The sequence below is a fragment of the Nostoc sp. DedQUE05 genome (genome assembly GCF_034530955.1).
In the GTDB taxonomy this organism is placed as follows: Bacteria; Cyanobacteriota; Cyanobacteriia; order Cyanobacteriales; family Nostocaceae; genus Nostoc.
Genome location: NZ_JAVRCB010000018.1, coordinates 117,187 through 131,817, shown reverse-complemented (window position 1 = coordinate 131,817; position 14,631 = coordinate 117,187). Strand labels below are relative to the sequence as shown.

Here is a 14,631-nt window from a genome sequence, read left to right as displayed (position 1 = left end):
TTTAAGCGTCTAGGTTAAAAGGTCGCAGCATCTACATATTCTTAATTGCTAGCAAGGCTGTAAATACCGATGAGACATTGTCAAAAATTTTAGCAATAATTGGAAAACCAAAGCATTTACACGGGATCGGCGATGGCGTAACGCGCTCCACAGTTCAAGTGTTAAGAGAAAACTTATCCGATTTATTTTAGGAATGGGAGAGGTTTTCTAGCAGAAAAACCCTTGGAAGTATGCGGGCGATCGCGCTTGACGATAAGATGTATATGCTCAAAACAATGTCTCCTCTAAAGAGCAGATCGTAGCAAGTGGTTAAGGACTTTTATTTATGAGCCAAACGGAAATTTTTGAAAAGGTCAAGAAAATCGTCACCGAACAACTGAGTGTTGACGACGATGCCAAAGTTACACCACAAGCCAAGTTCATGGAAGACCTGGGAGCAGATTCCCTCGATACCGTTGAGTTGGTGATGGCTTTGGAAGAAGAATTTGATATCGAAATTCCCGACGAAGCTGCCGAGCAGATTACATCGGTTCAAGAGGCAGTAGATTACATCAATAACAAAGTAACCGCCTCAGCTTAACTGGGGATTGGAATTGGGGATTGGGATTGGGGAGATTTTTCTCTAATATCTAGCCACTCTTCGCGTGACGCTGCTAATGTCACTAATGCTGACGTTAACGACACTCACTTGAAGTCAGCAAATCCGATGCCAGTCGCTCGTAAAGGAAACCTTTAAGACCGCGCTGGCTCACCAGTACCTAGTCGCTAACCTCAAATTTTTTGCCTGCTGCTTTTTCGCCATTTTTAACTGAATCATGACAGATCATACACGTAAACGCGTTGTTGTAACTGGTGTTGGCGCGATTACACCTATAGGTAACACAGCAACAGAATATTGGGATGGATTATTGAGTGGACGTAATGGCATTGACTACATCACATTATTTGATGCGTCTAGCCATGATTGCCGAATTGCTGGTGAGGTGAAAAACTTCGATCCGCATGATTACTTGGAACGCAAAGAGGCCAAGCGTATGGATCGGTTTTCCCAATTTGGGGTTGCGGCAGCAAAACAGGCTCTAGCTAACTCGGAGTTAGCGATTAATGACCTGAATGCAGAACAGGTAGGTGTGATGATCGGTTCTGGCGTTGGTGGGATTAAGGTATTAGAAGACCAGCAAACTATCTACCTCAACCGTGGGCCCGATCGCTGTAGTCCATTCATGATCCCAATGATGATCGCCAATATGGCCGCAGGATTAACGGCAATTCACACGGGTGCTAAAGGGCCAAACTCTTGTCCTGTAACTGCCTGTGCTGCTGGTTCTAATGCCATTGGAGATGCTTTTCGCTTAATTCAAGGGGGATATGCCCAAGCGATGATTTGTGGGGGAACGGAGTCAGCTGTCACACCATTGTCGATAGCTGGGTTCGCCGCCTGCAAGGCACTGTCTTTTAACAATGATGACCCGACTCATGCTAGCCGTCCTTTTGACCGCGATCGCAACGGATTTGTTTTGGGTGAAGGTGCGGGAATTTTAATTCTCGAAGAACTGCAACACGCCCTAAGTCGCGGCGCTCATATTTATGCCGAAATGATCGGCTATGGTATGACCTGTGATGCCTACCATATCACCTCCCCCGTACCTGGTGGGCTTGGAGCCGCTAGAGCGATCGAACTAGCGCTCAAAGATGCTGGCATAACTCCCGAACAAATTAGCTATATTAATGCCCACGGCACTAGTACCCCAGCTAATGATTCAACTGAAACCTCAGCAATCAAAAAAGCTTTGGGAGAACATGCTTATAAGGTGGCAATTAGCTCCACCAAATCGATGACAGGTCATTTATTGGGCGGTTCTGGAGGTATTGAAGCAGTTGCAACAGTACTAGCGACCGCTAATGACCAAATTCCACCGACAATCAATCTGGAAAATCCCGATCCAGAGTGTGACTTAGATTACGTGCCTCACTCTAGCCGCGCTCAAAAAGTCGAGATAGCAATATCCAATTCTTTTGGGTTTGGCGGTCATAATGTCACACTGGCCTTTAAGAAATACGTTTAAAAGAGGCAGGAGGCAGGAGGCAGAAGGCAGGAGGCAGGAGTCAGAATTCAATAGTTTAATCCAGCTCTGCTCGTTTGCCCAATGCCCCATGCCCAATGCCCAATGCCCAAAGTATCAGAAATATCATTCCGATATAATTTAAGCGTTCAGCATGACCCAATTATCAGCTTGATTTATCACCAGAAACTCAGGAGATCCCGCTTGTCCATCGACAAGCGGGAGTGGGATGATGAGGATACTGTGGGGAATCTAAAATAACCCCAGCAAGAGAAGCTACGAAGAGTGCTAACCCGTCGTTAAAAACAAGAGATTATGACTGTTGCAACCCAATCCGCCAAAGAATTGTCCGTCGAAGAACTGGCTATTAACTCGATCCGCTTCTTGGCTGTTGATGCCGTAGAAAAAGCAAAATCGGGACACCCAGGACTACCAATGGGTGCGGCTCCGATGGCTTTTGTCCTTTGGGATCGCTTTATGAAGTTTAATCCCAAGAATCCCAAATGGTTTAACCGCGATCGCTTTGTCTTATCTGCCGGTCATGGCTCGATGTTGCAGTACGCCCTACTGTACCTGACAGGCTACGATAGCGTCACCATCGAAGATATCAAACAATTCCGTCAATGGGAATCCAAAACCCCTGGACACCCCGAAAACTTCATGACCCCAGGCGTGGAAGTCACAACTGGCCCTTTAGGTCAAGGAATTGCCAATGGAGTTGGTTTAGCGATCGCCGAAGCTCACCTTGCCGCTAAATTTAACAAACCCGATACCAAGATTGTTGACCATTACACCTACGTAATTGTGGGTGACGGTTGTAACATGGAAGGAATTTCGGGTGAAGCTGCTTCTTACGCAGGACACTTGGGATTAGGCAAACTCATCGCTCTGTACGACGACAACCACATTTCCATCGACGGTTCCACAGATGTGGCATTCACCGAAGATGTTTCCAAGCGCTTTGAAGCTTACGGTTGGCACGTCCAACACGTTGAGGACGGCAACACCGATTTAGAAGCGATCGCTAAAGCAATTGAAGCAGCTAAAGCTGTCACCGATAAGCCTTCTTTCATAAAAGTAACAACCATTATTGGTTACGGTTCCCCCAATAAAGCAAACACTGCTGGCGTTCACGGCGCTGCCCTTGGTGGAGACGAAATTGCCTTGACTCGGAAAAATTTGGGTTGGGAATACGAACCTTTCGTAATCCCAGAAGAAGCCCTCAACCACACACGCAAAGCAGTTGAGCGCGGCGCAGGCTACGAAGACGAATGGAACAAAACATTTGCCGACTACAAAGCTAAGTATGCCCAGGAAGCAGCTGAATTTGAACGTTACCTAAGTAGCAAACTACCCGACGGCTGGGATAAAGTACTACCCACCTACACCCCCGAAGACAAAGGACTGCCCACCCGCAAACACTCAGAAACTTGCCTCAACAAACTGGCGGCGGTTTTACCTGAATTGATTGGTGGTTCGGCTGACTTAACCCACTCCAACTTGACTGAAATCAAAGGCAAGGGCGACTTTCAAAAAGGGCACTACGAAAACCCCAACATCCACTTTGGGGTACGGGAACATGGTATGGGCGCAATCTGTAATGGTATAGCATTGCACAGTTCGGGATTAATTCCCTACGGTGCTACCTTCTTAATCTTTACAGACTATATGCGTGCTGCCATCCGCTTATCCGCACTTTCTCAAGCTGGCGTGATTTGGGTGATGACTCACGATTCCATTGGGCAAGGTGAAGATGGCCCCACCCACCAACCCATTGAAACTCTGGCTTCCTTGCGAGCTATTCCTAATTTAACCGTGTTTCGTCCCGCAGACGGGAACGAAACCTCTGGTGCTTATAAAATAGCGATCGAGAAAGCGAAGCAAAACGCTCCGTCTCTTTTGGCGTTTACCCGTCAAAACGTTCCTAACTTGGCTGGTACATCGGTTGAGGGCGTGGCAAAGGGTGGATACACCGTGGTGGATAGCGAAGGTACACCCGATCTCATCCTGATTGGAACTGGTTCAGAACTGAGCCTCGCCGTCGGCGCAGCCGAAAAACTCAAGGCTGAAGGCAAGAAAGTCCGTGTTGTCTCGCTACCTTCATGGGAACTGTTTGAAGCACAGGATGCGGCTTATAAAGAGTCCATTCTGCCGAAAGCTGTCACCAAGCGTTTGTCTGTAGAAGCTGCCGCTAGTTTCGGTTGGCATAAGTACATAGGTACTGAAGGCGATACTGTTAGTATCGATCGCTTTGGTGCTTCAGCTCCAGGCAGTGTTTGTTTAGAGAAGTTTGGTTTTAGCGTTGATAATGTGTTAGCTAAGGCTAAACAATTGTTGGGTTAATAGCAACAGAATATTCTCAAATTTATGTGGGGTGGGCTGAAAGGCCCGCCTTTTTTTTAGGAAGCTTTTTTATTTATGTAAGCTTTAATTTTTATATTTATTTTGGGAATAATGAAAATGTAGAGAATCAAACCTAACTATGTCTGTAGATTGTATTCTCAATAAAATTTTTGTCATGTTGGATTTGAATAATCAAGCATTATATTTAAATCGATTAGGGTAGACAATGAAAAAGTACCGATGTGAGTTTTGCCATGAATGGTTGGATGAAGAAGATTACCTAAGGCATCACCAAGAACATTTAAAGTTACGTCCAGATGGTCAACAAAATGAGTATGTCACCTTACCCCCGGACGAGTGCGAACAAGCTTCTCTAGAAGGTATTCCATGTATTTATTATCATGCTAAATGCGATAGTTACACTGGAATGCCAGAAGAGATTATTCGCAGCTATTTAAAGAACCCATATTTATATTCAGCAGATATGAGCTTTTGTACAGGTTGTAAAACTCATGTACCGTGCCTTGAACTTGTTTGGACGGAAACGGGTGAGAATATGCAAGTTTATAACGATCGGTTACGTGCAGAATTCTCATACTCTCAAGAACAATCGTTTTTGAAGCGTGTCTGGCAATGGTTCAATCAATCTATTTGAAAATACAGCGATATATGATTTTGTGAAATACCCAGTGTGTTAGCAACAGCGAAAAAAGTTTTGGGTTAATAACAACAAATTAATTTCTAATTTATATGAGTAGGATTGATGTAATTAATAATACTTATAATCTAAATAATATTGTAGTAAATATTAAAAGTTAGTATTATGTCTAGTCAAGAACAAAATTCCAACAAAGCCTTGAAGCAAACGCAGGCAAGCACAACAAAGAAGAAAGTACAACCTCCGCCAGACCTCAAAAAGCCAAAGAAAACTGAATAAAAAGCATTAGAGTTACTTGCAGGGGCTTAAATTAAATTAAGTCTCTACAATTTTCATTAAAAATAAATCAGGGAAGAATTCAGCACCCAGGAATCAGAATTCAGAATTTAGAAGGAATGAAGCACACTTGATATATTGATTTATCAAATGTTCTCCTGATTCTTTAACTATTCTGACTCCTGAATTCTGACTTCTGAATTCTTCCGAAATCAGCTTATTTATTTTTCGCTTGAGTCTTTGCCTGTTCTAAAGCTATTTCTTTGATTGCCTGATATGAATTAACATTTGAAGTACCTTCAATAGCTTTAACTGCCAAATCCTGAACTTGTTTGAGAGCGGATTCCAGTTGTTTAGAAAGATTTTGAATTCGCGTCTCTTGATTAGTAATAGTTTGTTCTAGAGATTGCAGTCTTTGTTCATAGAAACGCTTTTGCCCTTCTACTTCCTTAGAATATAAATCTGATTTGACTTTAGCTTGGTAGTGGGCGATGCCTTTACCTTCTTCTGTAGCTTTTTTGATGGCTGCTTCTTTATCTTTCGGAAAAGCTTCTACTTTAGCTTTTAACTCTTCAAATTGTTTCTCTCTCTCAGAAATTGCTTTCTCTCGTTCAGCCCACTGCTTTTCTGTTTCTTGTAGTGATTCTTCCAGTTGCTTATATAGCGCTTTTTGCTGTTGCTCGTATTCGTCATTTTGCAGTTGCCGCTGGAGTTCTAGATTATACTTGTACTCTGCTGCATCGCGTTGCCGAGTTTTATTTAAGTTTTCATTCCGTTCTTTTATTGCCCGTTGCTGTTCCTCTTGTTCTTTTCCCCAAGTATTTCTTTGCTCTAGCATTTCTTGGAATAACACTTCAGAACGTTGGTTATATTCTTCTTGATAAGCTTTAGTATTATCTTCATAGGCTTGGATGAGAGTATCCAAGATATCATCAGAAATTTCTAAATTATGCAGTTGTGTTAATTGTTGGATTTCTTCTTCTAAAGTTCGCCTAATTTCTTCCAAATTCGAGGCTTTTGTGGTTAGCTGTTCCGATAATTCATTAGCAGCACTGCCAAAACCTAATTGAATCTTTGCCAAGCTTTCGATTGTATTGTTCATCTTCTGTTGGACACTAGAAAGCTGATTCATAGCTATTTTTTGTTCTAATTTAGGCTGTTCTTTAGTTCCAGACTGGCTTTCTTTGCCAACTTTATCAAGTTCTGATTTCAGTGCTGCTTTTTCTTTTGCCAACTCCTCATACGCCTGAAGAATTTCTACTTTAGTATTCTTATCAGTCGGTTTTTTCACCACCACAACAAACCTCCTCTTCAGGAATTCAAAATGATTAAGATGCTATGAACTCACAACTATTTAGGGTTAGAACTACCAAAAGCCCTCATAGCTAAGTCTTGTGCTTGTTTTAATGCAGTTTGCAATTGAGTAGAAATGCCTTCTATTTGCTCAGATTGTTTCTTAATTGTTTCTTCCAGAGATTGAATTTTTTGTTCATAACTCTGCTTATTAGATTCCCATTCTCTTTCAAATAAATCAGCATCAATTTTAGCTTTTTGGCTTGTTTCTTTAATTGCTTCTTCTCTAGCCTTCTTAACTGCTTCTTCCAGTTCGCTAGGAAACGTAGTTACCTTTTGTTGATAATCTGCAAAGAGTGGTTGGCGTTCAGCGAAGATTTTTTCTCGTTCTGCCCAATCTTTCTCTTTCTTCTGAGAGTTTTCTTGTATTTCCCTTTGTTGTTGGCGCTTTATCCCTTCGTAGCTGTCTGTATTGAGTTTCCGAGTAGTTTCTAATTTATACTGAAATTCTTCTTGTTCTTTCTGGCGATCTTTGGCTAATAAATCATTGTATGCTTTGAGTTTTTCTTCATACTCTGCTTGTTCTTTTTGCCATTCTTTTCGCCTGATTGTAATTTCTTTCTCTAGTGCTTCCCTTTTGCTAATAGTATCTTGTTCGAGAATTTTTAATTTTTCTTGATGTTCTTGACTTAAAACATCTAGAGTATCCGCTACAACTCTAATTTGTTGCAGTTCTTGTAGACGTTGGGTTTCAATTTCTATAGCTCGGTTCAATTCATCTAACTTGGAGTTTTCCTGAGCTAGTTTTTCAGATAATCCGTTGAGAATACTGCCAAACTCCAATTGTAAATCAGCTAAACCTTTGACAATACTATCAACTGTATATGCAGAAGCTGCTTGCAGAATTTCTTGACTTTTTGCCTTCTCTGCTTCCTCTTGTTTGGTTGCTATTTTAGATTCAAGTTTTTTTCTGTGGATAATAATTTGTTGAAATGCTTGCATTAGTTGTTGTTTGCTGTCTTTGACTCCAACTGTAGTCATCTTCCAACTCCCTTCAATAGGCAAATGATTTATTGGGTAGCAAGCCATACCAATGACTACCCTATGCAGACATCAGAGTAGCTTTTTAATCAACATTTTTAACGCCGTGGAAATACTGAAATGATCCACATCTAACACTTAGTGGGTAGGAATTTTCCACATATATGTCTTTCTGTTTTTTAGGTATAGTTTTCCCTTTGGGGCTTAATAGTACATTTGTACTAAAATAAATATACCTAAACTAATCTCCTCTGTCAAGATAATCCTTCATCCAATAATGTCTTTCCATCTTGTGAAGACAGAATCGAAAATTCAAAGTCTTTAATTAAAAACTATTTAGAAGCTTGCTGGCACAGTGATTTATGATTTAGGAGACTGCTGTGGTGTATATTACTTTATGTAAATAAAATCTAAAAGAATTAACCCTAGTAGAAGCGCAGTTGCAGTAAGGCGAGATAATAGACTTGATCATCCTAATTGATACAAGCACAGTCCTAGACTTTTGTGATATCAATGTATACCAGTGAATCGACCAAGTACTCTGCCAGAACGGACATTGGACAAACCAGCCGTATTCTAGTAGTAGAAGATGAAGAATTAATCCAGGAAATGCTAGCTGTAGCTCTGGAAGAAGAAGGTTATGGGGTGATAACTGCTCCCGATGGGCGGTCTGCTATAGAGTATCTGAAAAGTTTTGAAACCAATTCAGGGGAACTTCCCTTCGATCTGGTCATTCTTGATTTGATGCTACCGCAAATCAATGGGCTAGATATCTGCCGTTTGCTGCGTCATCAAGGCAACCCAGTACCTATTTTAATGCTCAGTGCTAAGGGTAGTGAAACTGACCGTGTTTTGGGGTTAGAGGTGGGTGCAGATGACTACCTGACCAAACCCTTTAGTATGCGCGAGTTAGTTGCTCGTTGTCGCGCTTTACTCCGCCGCCAACGCCTAAGCAATTTACCACCAATACCAGTATTAAAATTTAAGGATGTCTCCTTAAATCCCCAAGAATGTCGCGTGCTAGTTCGCGGTCAAGAAGTGAGTCTTTCTCCTAAAGAGTTCCGTTTGCTGGAACTGTTTATGAGTTATGCCCGCCGGGTATGGTCACGAGAACAATTGCTCGATCAGGTTTGGGGGCCGGATTTTGTTGGCGATAGTAAAACCGTAGACGTTCACATTCGGTGGTTGCGCGAAAAATTAGAGCAAGACCCCAGTCATCCCGAATATATTGTGACTGTAAGAGGTTTTGGCTATAGGTTTGGATAATTAGCTGGGATAGTTGTTAGTTTTTAGTAGTCACCAAGAAACTAACAACTCAAATGCTTTTATTGGGATTTTTTCTGGGTTTAGCGGTAGGCATTGGGTTTTGGGTTTGGCAACAGGTTCAACTTAACCGCTACCTGAGGCGCTTACTCCGACCGTTAACCTCGCATTCTGACAAGATGGGACTGCTGCTGATTCCTGGGTTGCGGCAAGAAATAGCGATGGTGAAACAGCAGCGGCAAGATTTGCAGCAGTCGTTGCAAACTTATCAAGACCTGCTAAATTTGGCTCCAGTGGGATACTTGCAGGTGGATGAGGAAAATCAACTGCTGTGGTGCAATCGACAGGCGCAGGAAATTTTGTATCTGCAAAGGTGGCAACCAGAACAGGTGCGCTTGTTATTGGAGTTGGTCAGGTCTTATGAACTCGACCATTTAATTGAGCAAACTCGCGATCGCCAAAAACCCCAGACGGGAGAATGGGTATTTCATCCATCTTGTGATGATGCAGCAGAGATGGCAACAATTAAATCTCTGGCTTTGCGGGCCTCTAGCTTGCCTTTACCCAATGGACAAGTGGGAGTCTTTTTAGAAAATCGTCAACCCCTATTAGATATAAATCAAGCACGCGATCGCTCTTTTTCCGATCTAGCACACGAACTCAGAACGCCCTTGACTTCAATTCGTTTGGTTGTAGAAACTTTACAAAACCGTTTAGAACCACCTTTAAATCGCTGGGTTAACCGCCTGATGCAAGAAGTTGACCGATTGATCAACTTAGTGCAAAGCTGGTTAGACCTTACCCAAATGGAAGCAAACCCAAATATGCAATTGCAAGCCAAAGCTGTAGAATTGCGATCGCTGATTACATCTGTTTGGGAAACGCTAGAACCTTTGGCACAACGCCAACATTTGTCTTTTTCTTATTCTGGCCCCGAAAATCTGTGGATTAAGGCAGATAAACCCCGGATTTACCAGGTTTTTCTGAATTTGCTAGACAATAGCATTAAATACAGTCCTCCTTGCACAAGTATTCATGTTGAAGCGAAAATATTATCAACAAAGGATAACGATCCTGCTTCCTCAATCTTGGAAATAAATCTTATTGATTCTGGAGTCGGCTTTTCTGAAGCAGATTTACCCCACGTTTTTGAGCGATTTTATCGAGGAGATAAAGCTCGAACTCATTCTCCCCAAGATAGTAACTCCATAGGAGCGATCGTTGGCAATGGATTAGGATTAGCGATCGTTGAGCAAATTCTAATTGCCCACGGTGGTTCAATCAAAGCGATGAACCATCCAGAAACTGGTGGTGCGTGGATGCAACTCCAATTTCCTGAAGTTATGGCAAACTCCCTAAGCCAAGACTATAGTTAGTAATATCTTCACCTTTGAGACAACAAGTGTGAAAGCCGTCGATAATACTCCCAATCCTCAAAGACCACAACTCGCACGCGCCATTAGGCGCTTAGAACGGGATGTATTACGCATGGGTGCCTTGGTAGAACAATCATTTCGCCTCAGCCACCAAGCGTTATTTGCTCGTAACTTAACAGCAGCTGAGGAACTCCCCCGATTAGATAAAAAGATCGATCGCTTTTATCGTCAAATCGAATCAGACTGTACGGCAATTATGACGCTACAAGCGCCTACAGCTCCCGATTTGCGCTGCTTGAGTGCCTTTATGCAGCTGGTGCGAGATTTAGAGCGCATTGGCGATTATGCTGAGGATTTAGCTGAAATTGCGATTAAAATTTTTCCTTACGCGCCTCATACGTCGATGCCCGACATTGAAGCTATGTCTCTTCACGCGCAGGCGATGCTAGCAACTAGCTTAAAGGCTTTAGGAGATTTCGATGAAGCGAGTGGACGCCGTTTAAAGCATCTAGATGATACTGTAGATGATGCCTACGATCGCGTTTATCAGACTTTAGCCCAACAACGAGATGTGTCTGGTGTAGTCGAGCCAATTATACTGCTGGCACTGGCAATTCGTTGTCTGGAACGTATGGCAGATCACGCTACGAATATCGGTCAAAGGGTAGCATATATTGTCACCGGTCAACGCTCCTAATTGATCTGCTGCAAAGATCCCCGACTTCTACCCGCCAGATATCTGTAAGAAGTTGGGGATCTAAATCCAGCGATTTAGTATAGCCATAGTCACATAGGTTAACGTGAGTTCGATGAACCTCTCCCGGACAATCTCCCTCTCCCACGGGGAAAGGGAGGAGCAACGAGAAATTAGGGTTTTGGCTCCCCTCTGGGTGTCCAAGAGGGGTTGGGGGAGAGGTCAAAAAAAGGCTTGTCGAACTCACGTTAGGTTAGGACAGTGTTGATACCTCAAAGCCTTGACAAAACTGGGTTTTTACTCAGCACGGGCTAAACGCCCCGCTGACGCTAACAGCACTCAGCACTTTACTATAAGTTATAAGTGCCATTCCACCCTAATATCTTCATAATTTTTGCGCCTACATACTTACTTAGTCTTCAGAAAAGACCAAATAATAAAAAATAAGTTAACTAAATATTTTACTAAAAGCTTACCTATTCTTAAACTTACACAATTAAAGTAGCAGATAAACAACTTAAAATTTTGGCTATATCTTACTGATAAATCCCTTAAGTAAAAGTTGTTACCATCAGAAGATTTTGAGTTAGTTCCTAGCTCTGAATTGAGAAGAATAGACTTTCAGTTAAGACAGGTAAATTTTGAGACAAATTGTTAGAGTTTCTTAATCATTGTAAATAGCGAGATTCCCTAATAATTATGTAGTTACGGTTAATGATGTATTCCCCAAGTCCTACTTCAAACTCTTCTATTTTGTTAAATGGTTCTGCTTTGGGCGAACAATTACCCCAACAGATATTTATCCGTCGGGAAGTAATTCCACCTTACAATGACATAATTTGGCGAATTGAATATGGTGCAGTTCGTACTTTAACGTGGAGTGAAGATGGAACATTCATTACTCTTGGTTATTGGGGACTAGGGGATCTGATTGGCTATCCTTTGTCTAAGGTGAAGCCCTACCAGATTGAATGTCTTACGGGCGTGGAAGTAAGCATTGTGCCACCTCATTTGTGGCATCAGGATACTAATGCTTTGTTGTCTCATATTCAACAAACAGAGGATCTACTAAGCATTGTGCATCAAAAACCAATTTCGCTACGCTTATGGCAGTTTTTAGTATGGTTAAGTGAAAAATTTGGCCGTGACGTAGATAAAGGCAAGCTAATTGATTTAAATGTTACCCATCAGGATATTGCTGAAGTTTTAAATACTACGCGAGTAACTGTTACCCGACTCTTACAGCAGTTAGAAGAAGAAGGAACAGTTTTACGTCACAAACGCCGCATTATCTTGCGATTACCAAATAAATTAATGAAAAACTATAGTTCAGCAGCGTGTTAAATGAATTGCTTGTAATAATCACAGGGTAAAGGTATAATCGTTGCTGTGATTGTGTGTGAAATCCACGAAAGAAAAGTGTTTAAAGCATTTTATCATGACTGGATTATTGTAGGTGTGAGTGAAAGTAAAAACATGACAAAACGATTCTGGAATCTTTTTAAGGTTAGTCCAATTGTATTAGCCGCTACATTTTTCGTTGCTAATAGTGCCTTAGCTGCTGAAGTTAACGAACAGGTAACAAATGTTGGCGAGTTATCTGAAACTCAAGAGTCTAACGACATGAGTCAGGTAACATCAGTTTCTCAGTTTTCGGATGTGCAGCCTACAGATTGGGCGTTCCAAGCTTTACAATCTCTAGTTGAGCGCTACGGCTGTATTGCAGGTTATCCTAACAGTACCTATCGTGGAAACCGTGCTTTAACCCGTTATGAATTTGCCGCAGGTTTGAATGCCTGTTTAGATCGGGTTAACGAACTGATTGCTACAGCTACTGCCGATTTGGTCAGCAAACAAGATTTAGCTACTTTACAGCGCTTGCAAGAAGAATATTCTGCGGAACTAGCAACTCTGCGCGGTCGTGTTGATGGATTAGAAGCCCGCACTTCAGAGTTGGAAGCTAATCAGTTCTCCACTACCACCAAGTTGGTTGGAGAAGCAATTTTTGCCGTGTCTGATGTTTTTGGTGACAGTAGAGCAGTTCCTGGTGGTGCTCCTACTCAAGACTTGAATTATAACACCACTTTTAGCGATCGCGTTCGTTTGAACTTGTTCAGCAGTTTCACTGGTACAGACCAGTTGCAAATCCGTTTGAATGCTAACAATACCATTTCTAATGCTGGTAGCGTTGTTAATGGTGTTGCAACCGGTACTGGTACTAACATGACCCGCTTGGCTTTTGATGGAGATAACGGCAACGCTGTTGTGATTGATAAAATCAACTATGCTTTTAACTTTTCTGACGCGGTGCGTGTCAAAGTTGACGCTAGTGGTGGTGAATTATACGAAAACGTAAACACCTTCAACCCTGACTTTACAAGCTCTGCTAGAGGTGCGCTCTCTCGCTATGGACGTTTTAGCCCGATTTACCGTCAAGGTCAAAATTCTGCTGCTTTGACTGTTACTTTGAATCCTAACAAAGCTATCAGTTTGACTGGTGCTTATTTAGCACCTTCAAGTGGTACTAATGGTATCTTTGGTGCTAACAATCCCGGTCTTAATAATGGGCTGTTCGATGGTGATAACACCATCTTCGGTCAATTAACTTTCAAACCCAGCAAAGCCTTCAATATTGGTCTAACCTATGCCCATAGTTACTTCGCTGGAAATGCTGCCAACAGTCTCTTCCAAGGAACAGGTAGCGCTTTTGCCAATAACCCCTTTGGGGCTGGTACTCGCACTGAATCCAATAACTACGGTATAGAAGCTACCTTCCAACTAGGCTCTACCTTAGCTATTAGTGGTTGGGGAGGTTATACAACTGCTGATGCTCTTACTGGTGCGAATGCGGGTACAGACGCAGATGTTTGGTACTGGGCTGGAGCGCTTGCTTTGAAAGACTTTGGTGGTGAAGGCAACGTTTTAGGTGTGATCTTTGGTCAACCACCCAGAGTTACTGGTGGTAGTATCAAAAATGTCGCTGGCAATACTACCTTCGACGACAGTACTTCTTATCACTTAGAGGGTCTTTACAAGTACAAGGTTTCCGATAATATTCAAGTAACACCTGGCTTGTTAGTAATTTTCAATCCAGAGCATAATGACGCTAACGACACTGAATATGTAGGTACTCTACGTACTACCTTCACCTTTTAAAATTGGCAAAGCTCAGAATTAGATAAACAAAACCCCACTTTTAGGTGGGGTTTTGTTTAGGAAGAAAATTGGCTATGTAGGATGGTAATCTGGCTGATTGGATATATCTTTTGGGGGGCGATCGCTACTCCAAGCCCACCACACAGAACCACAGTGACAGTAATAAAACTCTTGCCATTTGCGACGACGGTCTTCTGTAAGTACAGGCGATCGCCGATTTAGCCAAACTTTCTCAGCTTCTAGGCTACTTGAGTGGCAGTTAGGACAGCAAAAATTGTATGCATGTATTGCCTTATTCGTCCATTCAGGTGGGAGGGTAGCAAAAGCGTCCATGTAGTTACAAATATAGTTTTAATGGCAAGCCAAAACTTTGAGGTTTGGAATTTGGCGGCAAAGAAATACTATAAAATCCCGCCATACTATCAAACTGCTGAATAAATATTCTTATAGCTCGATCTGAATCTATTC

General features: G+C 42.2%; 12 protein-coding genes. 9 read left to right on the top strand and 3 right to left on the bottom strand.

Annotation, left to right across the window (positions count from 1 at the left end; all coding sequences use genetic code 11):
* Positions 1 to 325 precede the first annotated feature (325 nt).
* From acpP to RMZ42_RS15900, 4 genes are all read left to right on the top strand, one after another.
* Positions 326 to 580 carry an acyl carrier protein gene (gene acpP, locus RMZ42_RS15915; protein ID WP_322672285.1) on the top strand — a complete coding sequence of 85 codons (255 nt, stop codon included), beginning with the start codon at positions 326 to 328 and terminating at the stop codon, positions 578 to 580.
* Between the two features lie 235 nt (positions 581 to 815).
* Positions 816 to 2,066 carry a beta-ketoacyl-ACP synthase II gene (gene fabF / locus RMZ42_RS15910; RefSeq protein ID WP_322672284.1) on the top strand — a complete coding sequence of 417 codons (1,251 nt, stop codon included), beginning with the start codon at positions 816 to 818 and terminating at the stop codon, positions 2,064 to 2,066.
* 312 nt (positions 2,067 to 2,378) lie between these two features.
* Positions 2,379 to 4,406: a transketolase gene (tkt, locus tag RMZ42_RS15905; protein ID WP_322672283.1), complete on the top strand. Its 2,028-nt coding sequence runs from the start codon at positions 2,379 to 2,381 to the stop codon at positions 4,404 to 4,406.
* A 226-nt stretch (positions 4,407 to 4,632) separates the two neighbouring features.
* Entirely contained in the window at positions 4,633 to 5,061 is a 429-nt protein-coding gene (locus RMZ42_RS15900; protein WP_322672282.1) for a hypothetical protein, read from the top strand.
* A gap of 496 nt (positions 5,062 to 5,557) precedes the next feature.
* On the opposite strand, the gene RMZ42_RS15895 is transcribed toward RMZ42_RS15900, so the two are convergent.
* On the bottom strand, positions 5,558 to 6,637 hold the full coding sequence (locus RMZ42_RS15895; RefSeq protein WP_322672281.1) for a hypothetical protein: 1,080 nt from the start codon (positions 6,635 to 6,637) through the stop codon (positions 5,558 to 5,560).
* A 53-nt stretch (positions 6,638 to 6,690) separates the two neighbouring features.
* On the bottom strand, positions 6,691 to 7,674 hold the full coding sequence (locus tag RMZ42_RS15890) for a hypothetical protein (protein ID WP_322672280.1): 984 nt from the start codon (positions 7,672 to 7,674) through the stop codon (positions 6,691 to 6,693).
* Between the two features lie 513 nt (positions 7,675 to 8,187).
* Here RMZ42_RS15890 and RMZ42_RS15885 point away from each other — a divergent pair.
* The 5 genes from RMZ42_RS15885 (at position 8,188) to RMZ42_RS15865 (ending at position 14,163) form a co-directional block, all read left to right on the top strand.
* The gene (locus RMZ42_RS15885; RefSeq protein ID WP_094349166.1) at positions 8,188 to 8,940 is read left to right on the top strand and encodes a winged helix-turn-helix domain-containing protein; all 753 of its coding nucleotides are present in this window, start codon (positions 8,188 to 8,190) and stop codon (positions 8,938 to 8,940) included.
* A gap of 53 nt (positions 8,941 to 8,993) precedes the next feature.
* On the top strand, positions 8,994 to 10,313 hold the full coding sequence (locus RMZ42_RS15880; protein ID WP_322672279.1) for a sensor histidine kinase: 1,320 nt from the start codon (positions 8,994 to 8,996) through the stop codon (positions 10,311 to 10,313).
* A 28-nt stretch (positions 10,314 to 10,341) separates the two neighbouring features.
* Positions 10,342 to 11,010, top strand: a complete 669-nt coding sequence (gene phoU, locus RMZ42_RS15875; RefSeq protein WP_322672278.1) for a phosphate signaling complex protein PhoU — start codon at positions 10,342 to 10,344, stop codon at positions 11,008 to 11,010.
* Between the two features lie 711 nt (positions 11,011 to 11,721).
* Positions 11,722 to 12,351 (top strand): Crp/Fnr family transcriptional regulator, encoded by a 630-nt coding sequence (locus RMZ42_RS15870; RefSeq protein ID WP_322672277.1) that lies wholly within the window; start codon positions 11,722 to 11,724, stop codon positions 12,349 to 12,351.
* A 132-nt stretch (positions 12,352 to 12,483) separates the two neighbouring features.
* On the top strand, positions 12,484 to 14,163 hold the full coding sequence (locus tag RMZ42_RS15865) for an iron uptake porin (RefSeq protein ID WP_322672276.1): 1,680 nt from the start codon (positions 12,484 to 12,486) through the stop codon (positions 14,161 to 14,163).
* Between the two features lie 72 nt (positions 14,164 to 14,235).
* On the opposite strand, the gene RMZ42_RS15860 is transcribed toward RMZ42_RS15865, so the two are convergent.
* Positions 14,236 to 14,496, bottom strand: coding sequence for a hypothetical protein (locus RMZ42_RS15860; RefSeq protein ID WP_322672275.1), 261 nt, complete (start codon positions 14,494 to 14,496; stop codon positions 14,236 to 14,238).
* Positions 14,497 to 14,631: the final 135 nt, after the last annotated feature.

What these genes read in the sequence shown, in the direction of transcription:
- acpP (WP_322672285.1), top strand. Translation starts at nt 326, where the DNA reads ATGAGCCAAACGGAAATTTTTGAAAAGGTCAAGAAAATCGTCACCGAA.
- fabF (WP_322672284.1), top strand. Translation starts at nt 816, where the DNA reads ATGACAGATCATACACGTAAACGCGTTGTTGTAACTGGTGTTGGCGCG.
- tkt (WP_322672283.1), top strand. Translation starts at nt 2,379, where the DNA reads ATGACTGTTGCAACCCAATCCGCCAAAGAATTGTCCGTCGAAGAACTG.
- RMZ42_RS15900 (WP_322672282.1), top strand. Translation starts at nt 4,633, where the DNA reads ATGAAAAAGTACCGATGTGAGTTTTGCCATGAATGGTTGGATGAAGAA.
- RMZ42_RS15890 (WP_322672280.1), bottom strand. Translation starts at nt 7,674, where the DNA reads ATGACTACAGTTGGAGTCAAAGACAGCAAACAACAACTAATGCAAGCA.
- RMZ42_RS15885 (WP_094349166.1), top strand. Translation starts at nt 8,188, where the DNA reads ATGTATACCAGTGAATCGACCAAGTACTCTGCCAGAACGGACATTGGA.
- RMZ42_RS15880 (WP_322672279.1), top strand. Translation starts at nt 8,994, where the DNA reads ATGCTTTTATTGGGATTTTTTCTGGGTTTAGCGGTAGGCATTGGGTTT.
- RMZ42_RS15870 (WP_322672277.1), top strand. Translation starts at nt 11,722, where the DNA reads ATGATGTATTCCCCAAGTCCTACTTCAAACTCTTCTATTTTGTTAAAT.
- RMZ42_RS15865 (WP_322672276.1), top strand. Translation starts at nt 12,484, where the DNA reads ATGACAAAACGATTCTGGAATCTTTTTAAGGTTAGTCCAATTGTATTA.
- RMZ42_RS15860 (WP_322672275.1), bottom strand. Translation starts at nt 14,496, where the DNA reads ATGGACGCTTTTGCTACCCTCCCACCTGAATGGACGAATAAGGCAATA.